The sequence below is a fragment of the Paenibacillus sp. PAMC21692 genome, assembly GCF_014303795.1.
Lineage (GTDB): Bacteria > Bacillota > Bacilli > Paenibacillales > Paenibacillaceae > Pristimantibacillus > Pristimantibacillus agaridevorans.
Window position 1 is genome coordinate 6418237 of sequence record NZ_CP060293.1, and the last position, 25320, is coordinate 6443556.

The following is a 25320-nucleotide window of genomic DNA, read 5'->3' on the forward strand; positions in this document are numbered from 1 at the left end:
AAAATAGGCGCATTAGAACGAGGTTACTCCTTGATCGCGGCATGTACGATGAGCCGATGCGTAGGGTCGACGACGGGGTCGCAGGTAATAAGCGTCAGGCGCTTGTCCTTATCATTGTAATTCAGGACGGACACGTCCGTTGGCAGTACGATAGACGTATCGTACACGATGTAGGTGAACTTGCCGGTTTTGGTCTCGATAATAATCTCGTCGCCGACCTTTACCTCGTTTAGCCGATTGAACAGCTTGCCCTTCGCCCGCATTCGATGCGCCGCGATGGCAGCATTGCCAATCTCCCCGATGGGCGCCGTCTCCTTTAAATGGGCGGCTGCCGACTTCATATTCTTCTGCGTCGCGCCTTCCAGCACCGGCAGCTTAAGCTTGATGCTCGGGATCCGGATTGTCGCGATTGGTTCAACCTTGCTTTCGGCAGGTATCGCCGTCGGTGACGGCCCACTCTCGGCGGCCGTATCCGTTGGGACAGGAGTTCCGGTTTCCTCCGCATCCAGCTCTTCGAATAGGGTCGTCAATCCGCCATATTGCTCCAGCGCCGTTTGACCGGCTTCCTCGTTGGTCTCGCCGATCTCCCACTGCGCCATTAATTTCTCCTGCTGCTTGTCATTGTACCACTCGCTTGCCTTGGGGTATGCAAGAATGACAATACCGATCAAGACAAGACTATATGCGATCCAACGTCTCATGATCAACCTCCACTCTATCCAAGCTCTACGGCTTTCTTGCTGCGATCACCTGCGAAAACCCAGCGTTTGCTTCCATAAAAATTCAGTCCCAATATAAAAATCGTAACGACAATCTTGCCCAACCAAGCCGACCATCCAAGAAGCTGCACAGCACCGCTTAACATTCCGATCGACAGTAGAAGCATGGCTCCGTTCCAGACGAGAAATCGAAGCTGCCGGCGCATGGCCGCTCCCGTTCTGCCGGACGACTCCCGCCGCTGAGAGCGGAAGGTTATGGCGTTGTTAAGCAGGTAGCTATTCGCCATCCCAGCCAAGTAGGCCAGCGTTTGTGCAACTGCATAATGGAGAGACAGCCATGTCAATAAGGCGAACATGCCGAAGTCGACAAGCGTGTTAAGAACGCCGATCAAGCCGAACATCACTAGCTGCGGCAGCCATCCCTTATTGCCTTTACCGGCCATCCCGGTTCGCCGCTTTCCGCTCGTCCGAAGCCTTTGGGCCTTCCTCAGCCGCGCCTTCTTGCTCCTTGTATCCTAACGTTTCGCGCACGATGTACAACGGCCGATCCTTGGATTCGTCGTAGATACGACCAATATATTCCCCTATTACGCCAAGAAGAAGGAGAATAATCCCGTTGAACAACAAGCTAAGACCTACGGTCGTCGTCCAGCCCTCAATCGTCGTCGACGTGAACAGCCGCTGATAAAGGATGACGATCAGATAGATAAAGCTGCCTAGCGACAAGAAGAAGCCGAGATAGGTCGCGATCTTAAGCGGCTTATGGGAGAACGAGGTAATGGCGTCAAGCGCGAAGCCGATCATCTTTTTGAGCGGATATTTGGTTTCTCCCGCGAATCTTTCCTCGCGAACGTATTCAACGCTGGTCTGCCGGAATCCGATCCAGCTGATCAGGCCGCGCACGAATCTGTTTTTTTCCTTCAGCCCGCGCAGCACATCGCACACTTTGCGGTCGATCAGGCGGAAGTCGCCCGTATCGAGAGGGATTTCAACGTTCGTCATACTCCGCAGCAGGCGGTAGAAGGCCAAGGCCGTCAGCTTTTTAAAGAGCGTCTCGCCCTTGCGCTTTAGTCTGCGGCCGTAGACGACCTCATACCCTTCCTTCCACTTTGCAATCATCTGCAAAATAATTTCGGGCGGATCTTGCAGATCCGCATCAATGACGACGATCGCATCTCCCTGAGCATAATCCATACCGGCAGAGATCGCGATCTGATGCCCGAAGTTGCGGGAGAAGTCGATTAGACGCACATTGGGATCGGCGCTGGCGATCAGCGCCGTTTTCTCCACCGTCCGGTCGCGGCTGCCATCGTTCACGAAGATGAGCTCGTACGGCTCGCCCGAGGCGTCCATCACTTCCTTCAGCCGGCCGTAAGTATGGTCGATGACCTCTTCTTCGTTGTACATCGGCACGATTACGCTATATTTGACTTTAACGGACATTTGCCATTTCTCCTCGCTTCAATAACCTCGATCGATCTAGAATAACCAGCTTGGGAACCAGCGCAGCAGGACGTCGACGTACCACTTCGGCACCAGCATGCCCGAGAGGGCCGGATAGAACATCACGAACAATCCGATCGCCGCAGCGACGTACGCATTTCTCGCCTTGGCGAAGCCTGGACGAATCTCTTCGACATGCTTCATACAATAGACCGTAGCCAGTATAATGAACGGCACCATTGCAAAATAATGGTACAGGAACGTCTCCCGCGGCACCAGCATCCACGGCACATATTGGGCCAGGAAGGCAATCCAGATCATATAAGCGGATCTGTCCTTGCGCTTGATGCTGATATAAGCCGTCGCCATCATCGTAAACAAACCGATCCACCAGATAAGCGGATTGCCCATCGCCACGATCGTGGACTTCATCCCTTCCGGCAGCTCGCTGCCGGAATAATACCAGACTGGACGCTTCATGAACGGCCACTCCCACCAGGAGGAGGAGAACGGATGGGACGAGACGAGCTGGCTGTGATAGTTGTACATATGCGTCGTGTAATCGACCAGCGCCTTCAGCGTATAGCCGCCCGACATGACGTTTAGAATCGGAATGTACGACAGAGCGTAAATGCCTGCCGGAATTCCGATATAGAACAGAAGACAGGCCGCCAGCGTAAGGATCGTGTTGCGCGGGAACAAGCGGGACGCCCGTTCCAGCTCGGCCCGATTGTAGCCGTCAAGCCCGTCGCCGCGCTTTAGTAGTCGCTTGGCCGCCCCGTGTTCCTTGTAGCGCTCGATCAGCGACAACGCCAGCATGATGGCAAGACCCGCTCCGCCGTACAAGACGATCCACTTGGAAGCGACGCCGAGACCAAAGGCAAGTCCTGCAAGTCCCAGCGGCACGAACGTCGACAAAAGAGACGAACGGTAGAAGTTCATCGTGACGTATCGATGCATGAAGTAGAACATCAGCATAATGAAGAACACGCCGTATACATCGATTGTCGCAATCCGCGTCTGCGTGAAATGCATGAAGTCTGCCGCAAGCAGCAGCGCGGCGATCGCGGCGAACGTCGTTCCTCCAAACAGCCGTCTCGCCATGAGATAGATAAGCGGAATCATCGCCGCGCCGAACAAAGTGCCGGCGATCCGCCATCCGAACGGATTGAGTCCGAACAGCTTGATGCCAATCGCGATAATGAGCTTGCCAAGCGGCGGATGCGTATTTTCGTACGCAACGAGACCTTCCAGATTTTCGTAGGCCGTTCGGGCATGATAGATTTCGTCGAAATAACTGCCCTTCATAAATTCGTGATTATAAACCATCAGCTTTTGCTCATCGAACAGATTCGTTATCGCGCCGCGCTTCGGCTCCTTATCGTTAAGAGCGACGATGGAGCTGATGGGCAGCGGCTCCTTGCTGCCGGCTTCGTAGATGCCAAGCTCGTTCATCGAAAAGCCGGCTCCCGTTACGGTCAACTTGACGTAACGCGCTTTCACGTCGAGCTGCTGGCTTTTCCATGCGAAGACGTACACATGATTATTGTCGACCTCGATCCGGTTATTCCAAACATCCGGCGTCTCGCCGAATTCGTAGGCGTAAGTCCCCGTGCCAACGCCGCCGAAGCTGGTCAGCCGCTCTAGCTGCTTCACTTCTCCCAGATCGACGTAGAAACCTTCGCCGGCCGAGGATGGATGCCAGACCGTCTCCGGATCTTTGAACGATCCCAAGTTGACGAGCGCCACGATGGTATACACGGCCGTAATACCGCCCATCCACCACCAATCCTTGCGGCTCAACCGGCGTAGACCCGCGGATCGTTCGCCGGTCCGCACACGGAACGTTTCCAACCGATCGGCATCGGCTCGCAGCCGCTCATCGGGCTGCAACATCTCCACCTGCTGTCGATTGCCGTTCCGGTAGAGATCGTGTCCAACGTACAATCCGTATAGCAGCAAGCCAATATTCGCCAGTGAACACAGGATGACCACGCCGTCCGTCGGTACATTGGTCGTCTGCTCGCTGAACTTAAGCACGTAACTCATATTGATGAAATTCGTTATCGTGAAGCCGAAGAACAGCCGCAGCATTCGGCGGTCCATAGACTGAATATACGCAAATAAGCTGAGCAGCATAACAGGGAACATGTAACGTTCGTGCATCTTGGTTACGCCGATAAATACGATGGCGATCAGGATCATCGCCACATAGAACGACCGGTCCTCGTTATTCCGCTTTACACGGGCGAACGAGAGTAGAAGAACCGCCAGCACAGCGGCCCCGATAAACAGGCCACCCCATGTCTGATAGGGAATGAACAGCCATTTGTCCGTCAGCGGCGCCCAGTTCCCGCTCGTCAACGAATACAGATTAAAGGCGTTGAGCGTCGCATATGGGTAAGAAGACAATGTCCCCTTGTACAGCTCGTAGACGCCCTTTAGCCCGCCATGGCCCCAGAAAAACGGAAGCGCAAGCAGAATGAACGTACCGAAGCCATAATAGGCGCTGACCGCAACATCCTTCCACTTTCGTCCAAGCAGCAAGGCGACAAGCAGAATTGGCATAAAAATAAAGGTTTGCGGCTTAATCAGCGCAGCGATCGCATACCAGACCGATGCCCTGCCGAACTTGCGATCCGCCATGCCGGCGATCGCAAGCGTCAGCACCAGTGCAAACACGGCGTCGACTTGCCCCCATGCCGCGGAGTCGAGAATGGCTGCGGGATTAAAAGCATAAATCAGCGCAAGGCCGATTGCCGGAGCTTCGCTCAGCTTGCCTCTCGCCGCGCGATAGATGACGGCTGCAGCCACGAGATCCGCCGCGATGGCAGGAAGCTTGTAGAGCAGCAGAGTACCGGCGCTGCCTGCCGCAAGGCCCAGCCAATCTTTGATCAGCCCTACTATGTACAACACGTAAATATAACCTGGCGGGTAGTCGACGAATATATCGGTATGGTAGAAACCCGCAATGCCCTCTTTCACCACTTGATCCGACCAGAACGTAAAGAGCGCGATGTCGTTGGCGTAACCCTCATGGCTAAGCCCAATTGCGATTCGAACCGCTAACGCGGCGGCAAAGCCTCCATATAACAATAGATCGCGAACGCTGTTATTGCCCCGCAGCCGGTCCTGCCGCCTCAGGAGCGCATTTCGGACGACCGCGAAAAAGGCCGTAAACAGTGCGGCGTACAGCAGCGTCGAAAGGATCGACACCTTAATCGGCGCCTGCTCCTGTTCTTCGCCGCCGCTGACCGGAGAAGAAGCAAGCGAGAATTCTACCGCTCCCGCCGGCGTCTCGCCGACCTCCTCGACCGACACGCCGTCGAATGCGGCGCTTCCGGCATTAATGCTGCCGTATCCCCCCACGCTGACGCCGATCGTGATTTCCTTCTGATCCTTGGCCGTTCGTCCGTAATACTCCAGGTAAGACCACTGACCGCCTGTGTCGTGAACCTGCGGGTATTGGACCGCCACTCCCTCTACGGACAGATAAGCGCCGTAAGCGTCAAGACGCAGACCCTCCGCCTTTACGTAACCGGAGATTCGGTACAGCTTGTCCGATTCGACCCGGACCGTCTGAATAAATCTGGCATGATTATCGCCATGATTCCGAATGGATGCCGCTCCTTCGCCCGATTGGGCGGAGCCAAGCTCGACCGAATATTCGGTAGAGACATCGTCTTTGATCCAGGCTTCAGTAGTCCAATTGACCGGCATCCCGCCCTCGGATTGCTCGAAGTCGCCGTTCACGATCAGATTGCCTGCCGCATGCGCGGGGAGGATGCTGCAGAGCCAGATTGCCATCAGCATCAGCGGAATAGTCAAGCGGCGTAGACCAGCTTTATTCATCTCGGTTCACATTCTCCTTCATCTATCTCATCTAGATTCTCTATAAAATATGGCAGTCATTACAATCATACAGATTCACTTTATCGAATGGAGATGCCGAGGTCAATGTCCGCGGGCAAAATACTGTTGGATTATTCCAAACAGGAGCATGCTCCCCCTTTCAAATGGTTGTGAATCTAGTACGGGCAGCCCGTTCGCGGAATACGTTAATAGAAACGTTCCGAACCGGGACGGCTCTCTCACTTCCTAAGGAGGCAGTCACCAACATGCATAAAATCATAATGAACGGCACCGGGCATGCCATGTATGTCAATCCGGGCGATAAGCGCGGCGGCAGAATGAAGCGGTACGCCGGCTTGTCTCAACCCGCCGTTACGGCATTTTGGCGCAAGGCCGTGAGCCTGCTGGAGCCAGCCATCGTGGTGGACGCGGGCGCCAATTACGGAGAGATCCTGCTGTCCGCGCAGTATCCCGTTTATACCGAGATCGTGGCGATCGAAGCCAACGAAGGACTGCGTCCCTACTTGCTTCGGTCGATTGAAGACCATCCCAACGGCCGTCAGATGAAGACGATATTCGCCTTCGTCTCGGACGAGGCGGATACCACGATATCCTTCTACGTCGACCAGTCGCACTCCGGCCTCTCCTCGGGCCACCCCTCCGGCTCGCGTGCCGTCAAATCAACCTCCATCGGCACCGTCACGATCGACAGCCTGTTCCAGGATCGTATCATTCAGGGAGGAACCTTGTTATTCAAGATGGACGTGGAAGGGTTCGAATGGCAAGCCATAAAGGGCATGAGCAAGCTGCTGGACAGCTGCGCCGGCGCGATCGGCTGCATCGAATTTAACCGCAGCTATATGATCGAAAAAGGCATCGACCTGAACGGGTTTATCGATTTCCTCTCCGAACGTTTTTTGCTTTACGCGCCGGACGCGAGTGGACGACTCATCCCGATGGAAACTCCGGTGCACGAAAGCATCGCAAGACACTTCAATGCGGACAAAACCTGCAACGACCTCGTGCTCTCCACAAGCGCCGAGCTCGTAAGCAAGCTGGAGAGCTGAAACTCGACAATAAACGGCGCCGCCAAAGGGAAGCAAGCTTCCCCCTGGCAGCGCCGTTTGCTTTTGTGAAAGGGCCGCAAAGCAGTTCCGGCCCTTCTATCAGCCTCCTCGCCCCGCAAGAGCATCCTTCACGATCTCAACGAATTCTCGCGCTCTGACACCGTTGCTATGATAACGATGGACGAAGTTATAACTCCGCTCCGTAATAGCGTTCCTCGCCTCCGCATCCGCGCGATACCGCCTCGCAAGCTCCAGTATGCCGGCACGTCCGCAGGCTACGAAGTTGTCTCCGTCCTTAAAGCCCAGCTCTTCGATGTCCGGATTGCTCTCCGCCAGCATCAGCGTCCTGCAGCCCGGAATTTCGAAAAACTTGGCAACGGGGATTTCCAGCACGCTGCCGCAAGTGAAGGCTATCATGGAACCGTTAATGGCCCGCGCGTACGTATCGTGCACGAACAGTCCAGGCCGGTAGGGCGTCCGGTGCCCGGGATGGCGGTAATGGACAAATCCCTCCTCCCGCGACATAGCCTTAAGCACGGCGGAACGGAACGGGTATTTATCCTCCATTAATCCCATGAGCGAATAAGCCGTGTCCTTGGGCAAGCCATAGTCCCGGATCATCTCCGGATTGATGCCGAACGGCAACCAGCGGAACCGCGGCCGCATCTCCGGGAACGCCTTGAGGAAGGGATATTTGCTGGCGGATAAAATAAGATCCGGCTTTGCATTCCGTTCGAAATAGTCCTTTCTGACGGCAGGCAGGTAATGGACGTCCAGCACGTAACACGCCTTCAAAATACCGACTTTGTCCAGTCCCGTAATGTGGGGGGCAAAAGCGTTTCGCCATTCGATGTCGTAATGGAAAATAACGTCCGGCCTCTCCGGCAAACTTTCCAATATGGCGCGAATATCCCCGTCCTTACTCCAGTACGTCACGTCGGCGACCTCTTCGATCGCCCTCAACATATCGAATTTATGCACATGCTTCGGATAGGTCTCGTTGAACCGCTTCACGAGCATCAGTACTTTAATCCGCCTATCCATGCCCTTGATTCTCCAGCCACTGATCTTCCGGCACATCTCTTAGTTTGCGAGCGGGATTGCCCGCTACGATCGTCCGCTCCGGCACATCCTTTGTCACGACGCTGCCTGCAGCCACGACGCCGTCCCGATGGATGACTCTGCCCGGCAAAATCGTCGCGCCCGCTCCGATCCTGCCTCCCTGCTGAACCGTCACTCCCTTGAACCTGGAAAATCTGGCAGAGGAACGCGCCAAATAATTGTCGTTGGTCGTCACGACGCAGGGGGCGACGAAAACGTCGTCCTCCAGCACGGAATATGCGCAGATGTAGCTGTTCGTCTCCAGCTTGCAGCGAGCGCCGACCTCGCAGTCGTTCTCGATGGCGGCGCCGCGTCCCACTATCGTCCCCGTCCCGACCCGGACCCGTTCGCGCACCGTCGCCAAATCCGCTACCAGGACGTCCGGCTGCAGCCGCGCCCCCCGATAGATAATCGCTCCCGTTCCGATCGTGCAGCCCTTCTCGATAAACGTCGGATGCAGGAAGACGCCGTCGCTTGTCGTCGCGGATCGTTTGGCCTTCATGGGGAGCTTGCCGATCACGGCATGATCGTGAATGCGGACATCGTCTCCAATGACGGTATCGTCGTGGATGACGGCGCCATGGCCGATCGTAACCCCCGCCCCGATCACGACGCCGCGCCCCAGCGTGACGCCATCTCCGATCCTTGTCGTTCCGCTCATCCCTCTCACTCTCCCTTACGTATATTGAATCACCTTGGAGATGATATAATCCTGCTGCTCCCTTGTCAGATGCGGCGAGAGCGGCAGCGCGAACGAATGGGCGCAAGTTTTCTCCGTTACGGGCAGATCGCCCGCCTTGTAGCCGAGAAACGTCAGCGCCTGCTGCAGATGCAGCGGACACGGGTAATAATGACCGGACGATATGCCGTCTCCCTTGAGCCTCTCCATCAGCTCGTCGCGTTGTTCGTATTGCGCGGCGTAGAGATGATACACGTGGCCCGCCTTTTCCATGACCACAGGCAGTCTCAACGGTGTGTGTCGCAATCCGTTATTATAATATTCAGCCGCCTGCCTTCTACGATCGTTCCACTCCCCCAGTCTCTTAAGCTTCACTCTGATGATGGCCGCCTGAAGCGGATCCAGCCTGCTGTTGACGCCGATTGTTTCGTGAAAATATTTTTTCCGGCTGCCATGCCGGGCAAGCAGCCTGGCTTCGTTGGCAATCCGTTCATTATTCGTTACGATGATGCCTCCGTCTCCGTAGCCGCCCAGATTTTTTGTCGGGAAAAAGGAGATGCAGCCCGCGTCTCCCATGGCGCCGACAGGACGGCCTTCCAGCGTCGCCCCGATGGCTTGACAGGCATCCTCGATCAGCTTGAGGCCATGCCGCTCCGCCAGGGAGGAAAAGGCCGACATGTCTGCCGGCTGGCCGAAAATATGAACCGGCAAAATCGCTTTGGTACGCGGCGTAATGCGCTGCTCCGCGTCTAAGGGACACATGTTGTACGTTGCGGGATCAATATCGGCGAACACGGGAACGGCTCCCCGGCGCACGATCGCCTCCGCCGTAGCGAAAAACGTGAACGCCGTCGTGACGACCTCGTCGCCAGGTCCGATGCCGGCCGCCTCCAGCGCAAGCGCCAGCGCATCCGTACCGTTCGCGACCGATACGGCATAAGCCGCGCCGGTCAATGCCGCGATCTCGGCCTCAAGCCCTTCGACCTCGGGTCCCGCGATATATTCGCCGCTGGCCATAACGCGCAGGAAAGCAGCGTCGATCTCGTCCTTCAGCTCCCGGTATTGCGCGCGCAAATCGATTAACGGAATTTTTTCCATCCTACCCCTTCTCCCTCCAGACCATGCCGCCCATATGAAACTCCTCGTTGATCGGCAGCTCCACGACAAGACCGCTCTTTATCGATTGATAGATGCCAAGCACGGCCTCCAGCGCGGGAAGAGTCGACTCGGCCGAAGCGATGGGCGACTCCCCGCCACGGATGGCGGTCAAAAGCTCGCGATAAAGCGGCGTATGCGACAGCTTGATATCCGTATCATGTTCCTTGGATAAAGTCCGTTGCTCGGAAACAGAGTCGGCGCCCTCCGAACCATGGTTATGTTCGAAGGTCCATACCGCCGCTTCTTGCAAGGCCGTGCCCTCAAAGGAGGCAGTGCCGCGAGAGCCGAACAGGCTGATGGAAGTGCCTAACGTTCGGGGATAGACGCCCGTTGACGCCTCGACAATGCCGACAGCCCCGCTTTTGAACCGCAGCAGCGCCGCTCCGACATTTTCGACGCCGATAAACTGGCCATGGATGCCGGCAAGCGCATATACGGATTGGAGCGGACCCAGCAGCCAGATCAGCAGATCGACATAATGAATGCACTGGTTTATGAACAAACCGCCGCCCTTGCTCCAATCCTCGCGCCAAGGCCCGCTTCTATAATAGGCCATATCGCGATTCCATCTCATCGCCACGGCGCCGTGACCGATCTCGCCGAACCGTCCCTCCTCAACAGCAGCTTTCATCGCGGCAATCCGCGGCGAATAACGCGCTTGAAACGACACGGCCAGCTCCAGCTTTTTTGCTCGGGCAAGACGGATAAGCTCCCTTGCCTCGCCCATGGACAGCGCAAGCGGCTTTTCGACCAGCACATGTTTGCCCGCTTCAAGTGAACGCAGCGCGATCCGGGCATGGGAATCGCTGCTCGTCGCCACGACTACAAGATCGAGCTCCGGTCGTGTCAGCATTTCATCGATATCCGTATGCAGCGTTGCTCCCGGAAACCTCGGAATTCCGGCGCGATAGGCGAAAACGCGGAGACGCTCCTCCGAGATGTCGCAAAGCGCCGCGATCTCCGCCCCGCCGCCCAACTCGGCAATTGCCGCAACATGTTTTTCCGCAATGGCCCCGCATCCGATGATCGCAATACGCATCAAAGTCATGAAACGCCCCCGCCCCCAAGCCTCATCGTAACGGCGCGCCCCCGGCGGCCTTTCGTCACATTGCGGGTATCGTAAATCAGCGGCGCATGCTCCATCATCAGATCAAGCGGCATGCCGCTGTGATACGTCGCAATAATGACGCCGTCGATGCTCGCCAGAAATTCAGGCGTCAGCTCGGTTCTCTGAAGCTTCTTCTCCCCGACCGCAAGTTCGCTGATATAGGGGTCATCGTAATAAACCTTGGTTCCTTCCAGCATAAGAAGCTTCATGATATCGATCGATGCCGACTCGCGGCTGTCCGCAATATCGGACTTATAGGCCGCCCCGTATACAAGGATGGAGGAGCCGGCCAGCGGCTTGGGAGCAACGCCTTGCTTGAGCTGCTGCACGACATACAGCGGCATTCGGTGGTTGATGCCGTTCGCCAAGCCGATAAAGTCCGAGTTCATGCCGTATTGCTTCAGCTTCCATTGCAGATAGGAAGGATCGACGGGAATGCAATGGCCGCCAATGCCGGGACCTGGATAGAAGGGATGATAACCGAACGGCTTCGTCGATGCGGCTTGAACAACCTCCCAAATATCGAGTCCCAACGTATCGCAGGCGATTGCCATTTCATTAATAAACGAGATATTGACGAGCCTGTAGGCATTTTCCATGATCTTAGTCATCTCGGCTGCATCCGTGCTGGAGACGGGATGGACGGCCGGGAAGACATGACGATACAGCTCGGATACTTTCTCCAGGCAGCGATCGCTTATGCCGCTTACGATCTTGGGGATACGATGGATGGGGAAGTCCGCATTGCCGGGATCGACCCGCTCCGGGGAATACGCGACATGGAAGTCTTCGCCCGCCCGCAGACCCGACTTGGCCAGCAGCGGCAGAAGCACTTCCCTGGTCGTACCGGGGTAAGTCGAGCTCTCCAAGACGACGAGCTGCCCCTTTTGCAATTCGGCGCCTGCTTGGGTCGCCGCCATCTTCAGGTAGGCGAGATCGGGAGTGCCGTAAGCCGTCAGCGGCGTCGGCACGCAGATGATGATGGCCTCGGCTGCTCGAGCTGCGGAATGCTGCGTTGTCGGAATCAATCGCTCTGCAATCGCCTCGTTAATCACTGCGTCTTCTATTTCGCGAATATAGCTTTTGCCATTCTGAAGCTTGCTAATTTTAGAAGCATCAGGATCGATTCCGATCACTCGAAATCCTTGCTCGGCGAATAGCAGAGCCAGTGGCAGCCCCACGTAACCCAATCCCATGATCGCCACGGTTCGTCGCTCGTCCGCAGACTCGATGTGATGCTCCTCCTTTATTGATGTCAATTCTCTCGCCTCTTTCCCAGCATGGATATGAAACAGCTAGAATACTATATGACCGGGCAAGCTGTGACGAATGGACGAAACGACAAAAAACCGCCTCCGATGGGAGCGCGGCGGCGGCTGCCCGGAGACGGTCCTATAAATACGTGTGGCTTATTCCAGCAATCTGCCGCTGAAACGATGGCCATATGGCCGAATCAGCTCATCGCTGCTTTTAGTCGTTCGCGGTGGGAAGATTCGTTCAACCATTCCGTTAAACTCCATAATATAATGCTGAACGGGGAAGCCTTGCAGGGCATCGTTCTGATATGCGTTCATCCGGCCTACGAAATCAGGGTTCGCGGAGACGTACACCAGCTCGATATTGGGCCTCATGGCTTTGAGTGCCGAAGAAACCTTTTCCGTCAGCTCGTCGTTCAATCGTTCCTGGCCTGTCGACAGGGTTCCAATCCGTCTGCCCGCCTCCGTTCCCTTGGCGCCGGACAATCCCATGTAAGTACGGCTTAGCGTGCCGATCCCGTCGCCGCTTGCTTCCTTGTCCAAGGATACCGCCACGTAGGCGTTATAATCCGCGAGCATGACGACCGCATGATGAATGCCCGCCACCTCTTGCACCAGCTTCTCGCCGAATTCCGGCTTGATTTCCAGCCGATAATTGCGATGCGTGCCAACGAGATTGTTGCTGCTCAACCTGCGGCCATTGACCCGGTTCATTTCGTTTTTCTGATCATCCGCGAATCGTTTGTCCGTCAGCAGCCGATTGCCGTTCGCATCGTAACGCACTTCATTTGTGCGCAAATTTTTATTGCCAAGATCGCCTTGTTTCTCCATAGAGCAGCCGCCAAGCATGCCTCCAAGCACGATGCATGCCGTTAGCAGCGTCCAAGCGCCGCGAGAGCGGATTATCATAATCAATCCTCCTCCTGTTCGTCATCCGATAATGATACCTTTGCGACAGATTCCAGTCTTATCGTTTGCCGAAAGGAGAGAGGTTATTCGTATGATCAGTGTTGATCAGCGTCTGCGGATCTCATTGACAGCCGTATTTACAGAAGGTATGATATTAGTATCAGATATTAGTACCAGGTGCCAATAATAAAAATATATGAAAGGTTGTGTAGACCCGTGAGCAGAGAACCCGATATCGCAAGCAAAGCCGCTTACCGATCCAACTCCCGTATTGCTGCAATAGGAACTTATTTGCCGGACAATGTCATGACCAACGCGGACCTGGAGAAGCTGGTCGATACCTCTGATGAGTGGATCGTGCAGCGGACCGGCATACGCGAACGCCGAATTTCGGCGCCGCATCAATATACCAGCGATTTGGCCTACCGTGCGGTTGCCGACCTGGCTTCCAGGTACGACGTGCAACTGGACGATGTTGATTACATTATTGTAGCCACCTCCACGCCGGATACCATATTCCCCAGCATCGCGGCTGGCATTCAGGCCAGATTTGGCATCGCTCAATGCGGAGCGATCGACATCCAAGCCGCCTGCGCGGGTTTCACCGCAGGTCTGCAGCTCGCAAACGGGCTGCTCATGACCGGGCTTCATCATAAAATATTGGTCGTAGGCGCCGATGCCTTGTCCAAAATTACGGACTATACCGATCGTACGACCTGCATTCTGTTCGGCGACGGAGCAGGCGCCGTGTTGGTGGAACGAACCGCGGATGGAGAAGGCGACTTCCTGGCTTCCTTCGCCCGGACCGACGGCAACGGCGGACGGCATGTCTACGCCAGCCATTTGTCCTCGCGAATCGGCGAATACGATCTTGTGCCGAGCGGCAAGCTTGTACAGAATGGACGCGAGGTGTACCGCTGGGCGCTTTCCAGCGTCTCGGAAGGAATTTCGGAGCTGCTTGAGAGCGCCGGCCTGGCTGCGCATCAAGTGGATTGGTTCGCTCCGCATAACGCCAATCAGCGAATCATCGAGGCGTTATGCGAGCGATGCGGCTTCACAGAGGATCAAGCGCTGTCTTCTATCGCGAAGTACGGCAATACGTCAGCCGCCTCTATCCCGCTTGCGATGGATGACGGCGTCAAGGACGGTAGACTGCAAGCGGGGCATCTCGTTTTGCTTCACGGCTTCGGCGGGGGCTTGACGCAAGCAGGCGTTATCCTACGCTGGTCAATCTAAAAGAGCAATAAGAGCCATACCATGGGTTCATGTCTCTCCATGGTATGGCTCTTCGTCTTGCCGACTTTATTGCAGTTTTACGCTGGAAATAATCTGGGAGCCGATGCCGAAATCCATGGCCACCTTCCCCGTCCGCTTCGTAATTTCGTGCGCAAGCACGACAGCATTGACGCCGCAGGAAACAAGGACGATATCGAATTCGTCCTGCCTGCTTTCGATCTTGGCCAGCGTCTCGTCCATCATTTCATACCTTTCGAAGGGCAGCGTAAACGGAATGCTCAGATTGTACGGCGGCCGAATAAGCCGCTGCTTTGTCCCTCCGGCCCATCTGGAGATCAAAATGACGCGGCTGCCCTGCTCCGACAGCATTTCCCAGAAGGGCTTGTAATAGATCAGCTCGCGATTGACGATTGCATTGCACAAGGCTTTGGGCTGCAATCCGAAGTGGTCGAAGATTTTGTCCGTAAGCGGACGTTTATGATTGGGATGCGCTCTGATCGTATTGTCGTTCTGCGCCAGAACGCCTACGATATCGGCTTCCTTGATCGCCTCCACCATACGGTCGCGAATTTCGATATTGGGAATACGAACGCCTTTGCGGCCCTCGTTTGCGATTTTCACCCAGAGCTGGCTTAGTGTCTGCTCCATCGTGTAGACCGAATCCTGCGACAGCACAAAATTTTCGCCGTCGCCGATCCGGACGAGGGAAAACGGGGTTTTATTGGACAGCGAATCCCGGATCCTCTCCACGATGATTTCCTTCGCCAGCAATTGATCGTTGGTAATATGGGATATCAATGCAATCCGCACCTCCGGGGCTTCTACATGCTTTCATGCATCAATATATGTGCCCTGCCGTTGCTTGCTTGGACCCTTGTCTTGCCGTAAACCTTGCCGGAGCAAAAGGGGCTAGTCCGGCTAGCGTCTTCTCATCCGGCTCGCCGTCCAGCAGATCGGAGATAAGCCGGCCCGTTGCCGGGCTTAACAAAATGCCGTTGCGGTAATGTCCGGCAGCCATCAGCCACTCTCCCTTGCCTCCCGCAGCTCCGATTAGCGGCATCCCATCCGGTGTAGCAGGACGCAATCCTGCCCAGCCAAACGCAGGTTTAACACCCCGTAGATCCGGCAGAAAGCGGTCGGTTGCCCTCGTTAATCGTCCAATGCCATGTTCTGTCACGCTGGTTTCATAACCGGCCACATCCTCCGATGCTCCGCAGACAACCGTGCCGTTCCGCTTGCTTACCCAGTAGGCCTGGCTGGTGAATACGATGTGCCGCAGAGGTTCGCTCCATTGTGCGGGAGAGAGATAAGAACAAATTTGGCCCCTTATAGGATGGACAGGCAGATTCAGACCCAAATGTTGTTCGTATGCCGAGGACCATGCACCGGGACATAGAACGACACGATCGGCAGCCAGCAAGGCTGGCAGACCGCTCATGGCGATTCGGCTCCCGCCGATGTCCGATCGGTGAAGCGACTCGATAGTGCCAGCGTGCTCCAGTATTCGGACGCCTGTCCGCTTGCAGGCTGCAGCCAGCGCTTCGACCAGCTTCGGCGCGTACACGTGACCCTCCTCTGGTATGTAGACAGCCCCGACGGCTACTTCGGCAAGCGCAGGCTCCAATCCCCGAAGCTCATCCTTGTCGATCAACTCCGCCCCGGCTCCCCAGCCGTTCTGCCACCGCATTCTGCCCTCGGCTGGCAGCAGATCGGCTTCATGCTGCAAGATGTTTAAGCTGCCGGATCTCTCCCATTCTACCGACATGCCCGATATCTCCTCCACGCCGCGAATCCAATCCGGATAAAGGCGCAGGCTACTCAGCGACAGGCGGAAGAATGCATCGGCCCCTTCGGGATTCTCCGAAAACGGAGCCAGCATGCCGGCGGCGGCGCCGGACGCCTGGCCGCCGATTCTGCCCGGCTCCGCAAGCGTTACCCTATGTCCGCGAAGCGCAGCCTCCAGGGCGCAGGACAAGCCGATAATACCCCCTCCGAGCACGATAACGGATTGCCCCCGCGAGTAAGCGCTCATGTCGGTCCCGCGGCAAACAGGGAACCGGCTTCGTCGCTGCTGGCGGAAGCATATCTTTTCCTCGGAATGCGTCCTGCCTCGTAAGCGATCCGTCCTGCTTCGATAGCAAGCGCGAACGCTTTCGCCATCCTGACGGGATTCCCCGCCTTCGCTACAGGCGTGTTGGCCAGAATGCCGGCTGCTCCCAGCTCCATCGCTTCCGCGGCATCCTTGGGAGAGCCGATTCCCGCATCCACAATAATGGGAACATTCGCCTCTTCGATAATAAGCGACAGATGATAAGGATTAAGAAGTCCAAGTCCCGTCCCGATCGGAGAGCCTCCCGGCATGACCGCGGCTGCGCCCGCTTCCTCCAGCCGCTTGCAAAGAATCGGATCATCCGATGTATACGGCAATACGACGAATCCTTCTTTGGCGAGCTGCTCAGTCGCTTTTAGCGTCTCGATGGGGTCGGGAAGAAGAGTAACGGGACTTCCGCTGATCTCCACCTTGATCCAATTGCCGAGTCCGGCCTCCCGCGCCAATCTGGCAATCCGGACGGCTTCTTCCGCCACTCGCGCGCCCGACGTATTAGGCAAGTAAGTCAGCTTTTTTCCTTCCAGATGCTGCAGCACGGAATCGTCTTCGGTATGCTCCAGATTGACGCGTCTAACGGCGAAGGTCACAATTTCGGCGCCGGATTCGGCAAGCGACTCCCTAAGCTCGGCGGGGCTGGGGAATCTCCCCGTCCCGAACAGAAACCGCGAGCCAAACGTTACTCCCGCGATCGTCAGTCCATTCTGCTGGTTCATCATTTTCTAGCCTCCCCCCACGAATTGAATGAGCTCGATGCGCAGTCCGTCCGCAAGCGCCGTCTCCTGCCAGCGCGACCGGGGCACAATCTCGCCGTCTACCTCTGCTACAAGCCGCTTATCGCGCTGTCCGAGCTCCGCAAGCAGACAATCGAGAGTGGCTGAGCGGGTTTGATATGAACTGCCGTTCAGCGATAAAGATACGTTTTCTTCAGCTCCATGACCGGACGTTTCCCGCTCGTTAGCAATCGCATTGACGTTGGAAGTTTCCTCTGCCCGGTCTGCTGCCTCCAGCTTCTGCAGAAGCTCACGGCAGACAGCCGCAGGATCCTCGCTTCCCACGATCGCTGACACGGCGCATAGCCGCTTGGCCCCCGCAGAGATGACGACATCCGCATTGTCCGTCGTAATGCCGCCGATCGCGACAAATGGAATGGAGACCAGACTTGCGGCCTCCGCCACGTAAGCCGTTGTCACTGCCGCCTTGCCCGGCTTCGTATTCGTCGGGAATACGGGCCCGACGCCGATGTAATCCGCTCCCTCCCGCTCAGCTTCGATGGCATGCTCCGCGCAGTGGGTGGAGATGCCGATCATTTTATCGTCGCCTAGCAAAGACCGGGCTTCCTTTATCGACATATCGTCCTGCCCCAGATGCACGCCGTCGGCATCGACTTCCAGCGCGATATCGGGATAATCGTTGACGATGAAAGGCACGCCGTATCTTCGGGTCAGCACTCTCAGTGCCCGCGCCTGCTCCAGCACTTCCGATCTTGATCCCGTCTTGTTGCGAAGCTGCAGCATGCCCGCTCCGCCGATGAGCGTCTGCTCCATCACGTCGGTCACCGATTTGCCCGGGTGGGCATCCTGTGCGGTAATGACATATAACCTGATTTTCTCCCAGTCCACTCTTTTGCTCATCCAGCCGTTCCCTCCACTCTTCGATTATGGCGGCTAAGATATTCGTCGCATATCCGTTCCGCCTCCGCCATGTCCGACGTGCCTTGCACCAGCACTCTGCCGTCCGGAAACAGCACCAGCTTCTCTGTACAAGGCGAAGGCAGCTCAGCTTTTACCAAGTAAGGATTAATAGTTACGCCGCACCCAAGCCGCTCCAAATATTTAATCTCCCGCTCCAGCTCGAGCGCGAAACCCATTGTCACTTGAACCGTGTCCCGGCCGCATAACGCCGTCGATCGCCGCCCATGCAAGCGCGATTCCCGATCACGATTATCCGGGAAGTTAACATCGTCGCTGTCTTGGAGAGGCTGCCGTAAGCCGATCTCGACCGAATGTAACTCGGCGCTGTTTGACCGTGCTTGGCAGCCGCACTTTCCGCAAGAAGCAACACCGGACGGCAGCTTATATTCCTGCACGGCAAAATTCCATACATCCGCATTCAACCATGTTCCGCGGACGGATTCCTTATTGCCCGTCAACCACTTGACGGCTTCGGCGGTCTGTAGCGCGGCCACGAATTCCACTGTCGCGGACAAGACGCCCCGCGTATCGCAGGAATCGCCTTCCTCGGCCCCATCCTCTTCGCCGATCAAACAGGACAGGCAAGCCGTCCTGCCTGGGACCAACATCGCGCTCATGCCTTGAGAAGCAGTTGCGCCGCCGTATATAAACGGGATGCCAAGCCGGAACGCCTCGTCGCAAAGCAGCAGTCGAGTAGCCGCGTTATCCGTTCCGTCCAGGATCAGATCGGCATCGGCTGCGAATATGCCAACATTATGGTAGCCCATATCGGCCACATGCGCCTCTATAATCGTCTCTCCGTTTATCCGCCGAAGCTTTGTCTCCGCAGCCTTCGCTTTGGGCAAAACCTTGCGGGCATCCTCCTCGTCGAACAGCGATTGACGATGCAGATTGCTAGGCTCCACGTAGTCCCTGTCTACAATCACGAGTCGTCCAACGCCGGCTCTTGCCATATGCTGGGCGAGCGAAGCGCCGAGCGCTCCGCAGCCTGCAATCAACACGCTGGCTTCGCGGAGGCGAAGCTGCCCGGCCTCGCCGATCGGCGCGAAACGGATTTGGCGGGAATAACGTTCCCTCCAGCCCGCGCGAAGACCGTCCTTCGACGTCGCGCTCGCGTCGGCCGGTTGCCCCCCCGCGCCGGCAATGGCAGCGGGAGCTCCGCCTCCTCCTCCGCCGGCCATCCCGTCACGCATAGATTTCGTTGCCTCCGGCCTTAAATGCGGCCGACTTCTCCTTGAGCCCCGCTTCGATCGCTTCCTCCGTATCGAGACCGTTCTGCGCCGCATATTCCCGGATGTCCTGCGTGATGCGCATGCTGCAAAATTTGGGACCGCACATGGAGCAGAAATGCGCCGACTTGGCCGCTTCGGCCGGCAGCGTCTCGTCGTGGTACGACATCGCCCGCTCGGGATCAAGCGATAGATGGAACTGATCGCGCCAGCGGAACTCAAAGCGCGCTTTGGAGAGTGCATCGTCCCGCAGCTTCGCGCGAGGATGGCCTTTGGCCAAATCCGCCGCGTGGGCAGCGATTTTGTAAGTGATAACGCCTTCCTTGACATCTTCCTTGTTCGGCAGCCCCAGATGCTCTTTCGGCGTTACGTAGCAGAGCATCGCCGTGCCGAACCAGCCGATCATCGCCGCTCCGATCGCGGACGTAATATGGTCGTAGCCCGGCGCGATGTCGGTCGTCAGCGGACCCAGCGTGTAGAACGGCGCTTCGTCGCATACTTCCAGTTGGCGGTCCATGTTTTCTTTGATCAAATGCATCGGTACATGCCCGGGACCTTCAATCATCACTTGCACGTCATGTTTCCAGGCAATCTTCGTCAGCTCTCCCAGCGTATCGAGCTCCGCGAATTGCGCATCGTCGTTGGCATCCGCGATGGAGCCTGGCCGCAAGCCGTCGCCAAGCGAAAACGACACGTCGTAACGCTTCATGATGAGGCAGATTTCTTCGAAGTGCGTATACAGGAAGTTCTCCTTGTGATGAGCCAGACACCAGGCTGCCATAATAGAGCCGCCGCGAGATACGATCCCCGTTACGCGCTTGGCCGTCAGCGGGATGTACCGAAGCAATACGCCCGCATGGATCGTGAAGTAGTCGACGCCTTGCTCCGCCTGCTCGATCAAGGTATCTCTAAATACCTCCCAGCTGAGATCCTCCGCTTTGCCGTTCACCTTCTCTAGCGCCTGATAGATCGGCACGGTCCCTACCGGAACCGGCGAATTGCGCACGATCCATTCCCGGGTCGTATGGATGTTCTTGCCTGTCGACAGATCCATGATCGTATCGGCTCCCCATCTGGTCGCCCACGTCATCTTCTCTACCTCTTCCTCGATGGAGGAGGCAACGGCGGAGTTGCCGATGTTGGCATTGATCTTTACATGGAACCCTCGTCCGATAATCATCGGCTCGCATTCGGGATGATTGATGTTCGCGGGAATAATTGCCCGCCCCCTTGCCACTTCGTCCCTTACGAATTCCGGCTCCATCCCTTCGCGTATCGCGATGTACTCCATCTCCGGCGTAACAATGCCTTGTCTGGCGTAATGAAGCTGCGTCACATTGCGTCCTTCCTTCGCCCGAAGCGGCTTGCGATCCAGGTTCGGAAATATCTCGGCGCCTCTCGTCCTGGCTCTCTCCTCGGATACGAAGCCGTTGTCCTCGGGCTTCACCTCGCGTCCTTCATATCGCTCGACATCCTCGCGATCCACGATCCATGTTTCACGAAGCGGCGGCAGCCCCTTTCTGACGTCGGCCAGGTAGCCCGTATCCGTATATGGCCCGCTCGCATCGTAGACGAGCACCGGCTCGTTCGGCGTCTCCTCTCCGCTTCTCGACTGGCTGGGAGTCAGCGCTATTTCGCGCATCGGGACGCGAATGGAAGAATGACTCCCTTCTACATAGACCTTGCGGCTTCCCGGCAATGGCGTTGTCATAATCGGCATAACAAAAAACCTCCTCATGGAATTTGTGGAATTCCACCTGGAGGCATACTCAACATATAAGAAAGTTAATGGTCGACGCCACTCACGCAGACGCGCAATGACGTTGATACTTAGGCTTGCACAAAGCCGGCGAAGTTGCCTTCGGCGACCGGCAAGCCGGTATCCTATGTCCCACTTTCCTACGCTGGCATGACCCAGATCAGGTTCAAAGGGACCAAAGCAATCGCTTTATCTCAGCCTTTCGGCGCCCCTAGTGGATTTCCTTGTTTGACTATACTTCGTGCTCGCTGCTGCTGTCAACCCTAACTTCCCCGAACACTTACAGCTTGATCTTCTGCTGGAACAGTCCCGCTTGCCTTGCCGCCATATAAATAATGACGACGAGCGGACCGATAAATACGCCGATAACGCCGACTAGCTTAAAGCCTACATAGAGGCTGATCAGTGCCGGAAGCGCGCCGATACCGACGGAATCTCCCAAAATCTTCGGCTCCACGATGCGGCGGAATACCGTAATGACGAGGAACAACACAATCAGCCCGATACCGGTATAGATATCGCCAGTCAGCAGCAGATAAGATGCCCATGGGACAAGCACGGAGCCTGTGCCCAAAATAGGCAAAATATCCACGATAATGATGAGCAGCGCGATAGCCATAGGATATTTGATGCCAAGTATGAGCAAACCGATCAGCGAGAGTATGTAGGTCATGCCGCTAAGAATAATCTGGGAGCGCAGGAAGCCGAAGATCGACTTGCGCAGATTGTTCAGCACCTGGTCCACTTGGGAACGCGACGATTCGTCGAAGAAGGACAAGACGGATGCCTTCATCGTATTAAGGCTAAAGCTGAACATGTAGACGGCAACCAGGAAGACGATAAAGAAGATAAACATGCCCGGGAGCGTCGAAGCAAAACCCAAGACCGTCGATGACAGCTTGCCTACCATCGAAGTAATCGTGTTCGTTAGGCTCATCAGATATTCTTCCAGCGTCGCGATGGCGTCCGGAGGAAGATTCTGGTACAGCCCTCTGGCGTCAACGAGCAGGTTGTCGACAAAAGTGCTTGCATTTTCGAAGTAATTCGGCACCTTCTCCAGAAATGCAATCAGCTCCGCGATAATCTTCATTCCCAGCAACACGATGAGACCGACGAGAATGACCGTGAACAATGTACTGGATATGACGGCGGACACCAGCCGGTTGAGCCGGAATCGCTTCATCAGGAATACGGTCAGCGGCTCCAGAAAGATCGCTACGATCAATGCAAGCAAGAACGGCGCGCCTACGGTGAACATCAAATAAATAAGCAGCAAACCTACCGCGATAAGCACGATTGTCCTTATAGACATGCGGGTTATCCCTCCTTCCTCTATTTCTATTCAAGCTTGGCTTCGCGCATGTGAAAATCGACGTCGCCGTAATACATATCCTTTACAAGCAGGTTGGGACCGCAGCAAGCGGCTGCGGGACAATAACAATTTACGCTTCGGGCGAGCTTGTGGTCCAGCCACTTGCCGAATACGTCGTCGAGGCGGGACGTCGAGATATTGCCGAACGCCGGCACGTCGGAGAAGTCGGTGACGAACACGTCGCCCGTGAACAAGTTGACGTTGAGACGGTTCCGTCCGTCGGGATCGTTCCTGACCGTCACGTTAGGCTCGCCCGCCAATCTTCTGAGCAGTCTACGATCCTCTGCATCGTCGCTGCATTGGTAGAAAGGCAACGTGCCGAACAGCATCCAGACCGACGGATCGCGGCGATCCAGCAGCAGCTCTACCGCTTTGCGCATCTGCTCCTTCGTAATGACGGGCAGATCGCGGGCGAATGAGCTTGGATACATGGGATGAACCTCATGACGCTGACAGCCCATCTCGAGAATCAGCTCATGAATTTGATCGATCTTTTCATGCGTCCGATAATTGATCATGGATTCGGCGGACACGAGCACGCCTGCATCGCTGAGCCGCTTGGCGTTGTCGATCATTCGTCCGTACAGCTTGGCTGCCGCTTCCTTGGAGACGGCATGGCCCGCTTTGGCGAAGCCGATCTCATGGAAGTCCTGCGCCGACGTGTAGTTAAACGAGATATGCATAACGTCGAGGTAAGGAGCCAAAAGCTCGTACCTGTTATAAGGCAAAGTTACATTGGAGTTAATCTGTGAGCGAACGCCCCGGCTTCTCGCGTATTGCAGAAGCGGCAGCATATATTCCTTGACGGTACGTTCCGAGAAGGTGGGCTCGCCGCCCGTAATGCTGATCGTCTGCAGATGCTCGACCTCGTCCAGACGGCGCAGCATGTTGTCCAGCGGAATTTTGGCTGGCTCCATCATGACCAGCGTATCGCCTACGGCACAGTGCTCGCAGCGCATATTGCATAAATTCGTAACCGTCATCTCGACGCTTGTCAGTACATGGCGACCGAATTGCTTAAGCGAGTTAAGCGGATCCCAAGGGTCATTGGAGGGAGTCAAAGGAGGCAGTATGTCGCGGGATGTTATGCCCAAATGCGGCAATATCGTATCCAGCTTGTTCATCGGTTTCATCAGCTTTCAGCACCTAACTTCCGTTCTAGAGGTTGTTCAAAAAGTCCGCTTGCCATCATATCTTCTATTATTGTAATGTGAGACGTTTGAGGAAGCAAATAAAATGGTGTAAAAACGTTGCCCGGATCGACTTCATCCAAAAGCCGACAGAAAAAAGAGGCCTTGTGGGCCTCTTGAAACAACCATCGCTGCATTGCGGTAAATGCAAGCATCAATGGCTCGGCGTTCAGTTAAATGCCTGACACAAGCGGCACGTCCGTCTCTTCGTCGTTTACTCCGACGATCATGACTGTAAGCTGCTTGGACAGATCGATCTCGTATGGCGCCTTAAGCTCTTCTCCCGCTTCGTTGCTGAGGACTCGTACCACAGGGCGGTGCGGGTAGGAGGAATTAAGATCTACGACGATGCCTCGCTCACCCGTCATTAATCGGACGGACATGCCGATGGGATAGATCGCCACCTTGTCCCGGAACAGCTGCAGCATCCGCTGCTCGTACAAAGTGCCCGTGCCCGCGTACAACCGCTCCATCGCATCATGCGGCAGCATCGGAGACCGGTACACGCGGTTTGTCGTCATGGCGTCGTAAGAATCAACCAGGCCGATCCACTTCGCGTAGTCATGAATTTCATTGCCCTTGATGCCTCGCGGATATCCGCTGCCGTCCAGACGCTCATGATGCTGGAAGGCGCAATGCGCGACGAGAAGCGACAAGTTCGGCTGATCCTTTAACATTTCAAAACCGAGCTGAGGGTGACGCTTCATAAGTTCGAATTCTTCTCTGGTCAGCTGATCCGGCTTCTTTAGTACATTGACGTTAATCTGCGTCTTGCCAATATCATGCAGCAGAGCTCCGAGACCAAGGGTCGTCAGTTCGTCGCGCGAGTAACCGCTCGACATGCCAAGCAGCGTCGAGTATACGCAAACGTTCAGCGAATGCTGGAACAGATAATGATCGACAGTTCCCATGTTCATAAGCATGATCATGGCATCTTCCTGATTGGACAGATCATCTATAATTAAGTTCATCATCGCTTTAAAGGGCTGGGCGATATAGGGGTAGGCGGAGCCCCTTTTCCTATTAGGCCGCTCCATCAGCGTGCGGAAATTCGTACGGATTTCTTTAACCGCCATTCGGAACGTATCTTCGCGGATCAGGGTGGGGGGATTAATATCCTCCGTTCGCGCATCTTCGATGTATACGTATTGAACCCCGCATTCGGCAAGCCTCGTGATTAGCCGGCTGGTAAGCTCCATCCTCTCGCCAAGCAGCACGATGCCGTCTTCCGAAAATATTCTCTTGGCCAGTCTCATTCCCGGCTTGCACTGCATAATGGATAGCAAACGCATTTTCTCGGTCCTTCCCCGCTGTGACGTCCCTAACTATACATATCGGAAATACGATCTTGTATTGTTAATTTACGTGAAAATGCGAATTTTCGCAACCATAATATGCTAATTGTTCGACAAAAAACTCCGAAATTTTCTAAATTGTGACG

21 protein-coding genes and 1 riboswitch are annotated in these 25320 nt (G+C 55.8%); of the genes, 2 read left to right on the plus strand and 19 right to left on the minus strand.

Features of this window, described 5'->3' with window-relative positions:
* Positions 1-23: 23 nt before the first annotated feature.
* From H7F31_RS26110 to H7F31_RS26125, 4 genes are read right to left on the minus strand one after another with little or no spacing between them, the layout of a single operon-like run.
* A complete protein-coding gene (locus H7F31_RS26110; protein WP_187101187.1) occupies positions 24-701 on the minus strand; it encodes a class D sortase in 678 nt (225 codons plus the stop codon).
* Between the two features lie 14 nt (positions 702-715).
* Complete coding sequence (locus H7F31_RS26115) at positions 716-1162, minus strand: GtrA family protein (RefSeq protein WP_187101188.1); 447 nt, start codon at positions 1160-1162, stop codon at positions 716-718.
* Complete coding sequence (locus H7F31_RS26120) at positions 1152-2162, minus strand: glycosyltransferase family 2 protein (RefSeq protein ID WP_187101189.1); 1011 nt, start codon at positions 2160-2162, stop codon at positions 1152-1154. Before H7F31_RS26120 ends, H7F31_RS26115 begins: the two co-directional genes overlap by 11 nt.
* Before the next feature lie 36 nt (positions 2163-2198).
* Positions 2199-6014 (minus strand): glycosyltransferase family 39 protein, encoded by a 3816-nt coding sequence (locus H7F31_RS26125; protein WP_187101190.1) that lies wholly within the window; start codon positions 6012-6014, stop codon positions 2199-2201.
* Between the two features lie 266 nt (positions 6015-6280).
* Here H7F31_RS26125 and H7F31_RS26130 point away from each other — a divergent pair, with 266 nt between their 5' ends.
* On the plus strand, positions 6281-7081 hold the full coding sequence (locus tag H7F31_RS26130; protein ID WP_187101191.1) for an FkbM family methyltransferase: 801 nt from the start codon (positions 6281-6283) through the stop codon (positions 7079-7081).
* A gap of 99 nt (positions 7082-7180) precedes the next feature.
* Here the strand turns inward: H7F31_RS26130 and H7F31_RS26135 are convergent, their stop codons facing one another.
* From H7F31_RS26135 to H7F31_RS26160, 6 genes are all read right to left on the minus strand, one after another.
* On the minus strand, positions 7181-8125 hold the full coding sequence (locus H7F31_RS26135) for a glycosyltransferase family protein (RefSeq protein WP_187101192.1): 945 nt from the start codon (positions 8123-8125) through the stop codon (positions 7181-7183).
* Positions 8118-8843: a DapH/DapD/GlmU-related protein gene (locus H7F31_RS26140; RefSeq protein WP_187101193.1), complete on the minus strand. Its 726-nt coding sequence runs from the start codon at positions 8841-8843 to the stop codon at positions 8118-8120. The genes H7F31_RS26135 and H7F31_RS26140 overlap by 8 nt, the downstream gene beginning before the upstream one ends.
* Positions 8844-8858: 15 nt before the next feature.
* The gene (locus H7F31_RS26145) at positions 8859-9959 is read right to left on the minus strand and encodes a DegT/DnrJ/EryC1/StrS family aminotransferase (protein ID WP_187101194.1); all 1101 of its coding nucleotides are present in this window, start codon (positions 9957-9959) and stop codon (positions 8859-8861) included.
* Between the two features lies 1 nt (position 9960).
* The gene (locus H7F31_RS26150; protein WP_187101195.1) at positions 9961-11067 is read right to left on the minus strand and encodes a Gfo/Idh/MocA family protein; all 1107 of its coding nucleotides are present in this window, start codon (positions 11065-11067) and stop codon (positions 9961-9963) included.
* Entirely contained in the window at positions 11064-12386 is a 1323-nt protein-coding gene (locus H7F31_RS26155; RefSeq protein ID WP_261800139.1) for a nucleotide sugar dehydrogenase, read from the minus strand. The genes H7F31_RS26150 and H7F31_RS26155 overlap by 4 nt, the downstream gene beginning before the upstream one ends.
* Positions 12387-12536: 150 nt before the next feature.
* The gene (locus H7F31_RS26160) at positions 12537-13292 is read right to left on the minus strand and encodes a YhcN/YlaJ family sporulation lipoprotein (RefSeq protein ID WP_187101196.1); all 756 of its coding nucleotides are present in this window, start codon (positions 13290-13292) and stop codon (positions 12537-12539) included.
* A gap of 216 nt (positions 13293-13508) precedes the next feature.
* On the opposite strand from H7F31_RS26160, the gene H7F31_RS26165 reads away from it, so the two are divergent.
* Positions 13509-14528: a ketoacyl-ACP synthase III gene (locus tag H7F31_RS26165; RefSeq protein ID WP_261800140.1), complete on the plus strand. Its 1020-nt coding sequence runs from the start codon at positions 13509-13511 to the stop codon at positions 14526-14528.
* A gap of 66 nt (positions 14529-14594) precedes the next feature.
* Here the strand turns inward: H7F31_RS26165 and H7F31_RS26170 are convergent, their stop codons facing one another.
* The 9 genes from H7F31_RS26170 to H7F31_RS26210 form a co-directional block, all read right to left on the minus strand.
* Positions 14595-15326 carry a GT-D fold domain-containing glycosyltransferase gene (locus H7F31_RS26170; protein WP_187101197.1) on the minus strand — a complete coding sequence of 244 codons (732 nt, stop codon included), beginning with the start codon at positions 15324-15326 and terminating at the stop codon, positions 14595-14597.
* 40 nt (positions 15327-15366) lie between these two features.
* Complete coding sequence (gene thiO, locus H7F31_RS26175; protein WP_187101198.1) at positions 15367-16560, minus strand: glycine oxidase ThiO; 1194 nt, start codon at positions 16558-16560, stop codon at positions 15367-15369.
* Positions 16557-17354, minus strand: a complete 798-nt coding sequence (locus H7F31_RS26180; RefSeq protein WP_187101199.1) for a thiazole synthase — start codon at positions 17352-17354, stop codon at positions 16557-16559. Before H7F31_RS26180 ends, thiO begins: the two co-directional genes overlap by 4 nt.
* Positions 17355-17357: 3 nt before the next feature.
* The gene (gene thiE / locus H7F31_RS26185) at positions 17358-18269 is read right to left on the minus strand and encodes a thiamine phosphate synthase (RefSeq protein WP_187101200.1); all 912 of its coding nucleotides are present in this window, start codon (positions 18267-18269) and stop codon (positions 17358-17360) included.
* Positions 18266-19522: a ThiF family adenylyltransferase gene (locus tag H7F31_RS26190; protein WP_261800141.1), complete on the minus strand. Its 1257-nt coding sequence runs from the start codon at positions 19520-19522 to the stop codon at positions 18266-18268. The genes thiE and H7F31_RS26190 overlap by 4 nt, the downstream gene beginning before the upstream one ends.
* On the minus strand, positions 19515-21278 hold the full coding sequence (gene thiC / locus H7F31_RS26195) for a phosphomethylpyrimidine synthase ThiC (RefSeq protein ID WP_187101201.1): 1764 nt from the start codon (positions 21276-21278) through the stop codon (positions 19515-19517). The genes H7F31_RS26190 and thiC overlap by 8 nt, the downstream gene beginning before the upstream one ends.
* A 159-nt stretch (positions 21279-21437) precedes the next feature.
* Positions 21438-21540, minus strand: a riboswitch (TPP riboswitch).
* Between the two features lie 57 nt (positions 21541-21597).
* A complete protein-coding gene (gene ytvI, locus H7F31_RS26200; RefSeq protein ID WP_087571526.1) occupies positions 21598-22629 on the minus strand; it encodes a sporulation integral membrane protein YtvI in 1032 nt (343 codons plus the stop codon).
* 26 nt (positions 22630-22655) lie between these two features.
* Positions 22656-23813, minus strand: a complete 1158-nt coding sequence (yfkAB, locus tag H7F31_RS26205; protein ID WP_261800561.1) for a radical SAM/CxCxxxxC motif protein YfkAB — start codon at positions 23811-23813, stop codon at positions 22656-22658.
* Positions 23814-24052: 239 nt separating this feature from the next.
* On the minus strand, positions 24053-25171 hold the full coding sequence (locus tag H7F31_RS26210; RefSeq protein WP_187101203.1) for an HD-GYP domain-containing protein: 1119 nt from the start codon (positions 25169-25171) through the stop codon (positions 24053-24055).
* Positions 25172-25320: the final 149 nt, after the last annotated feature.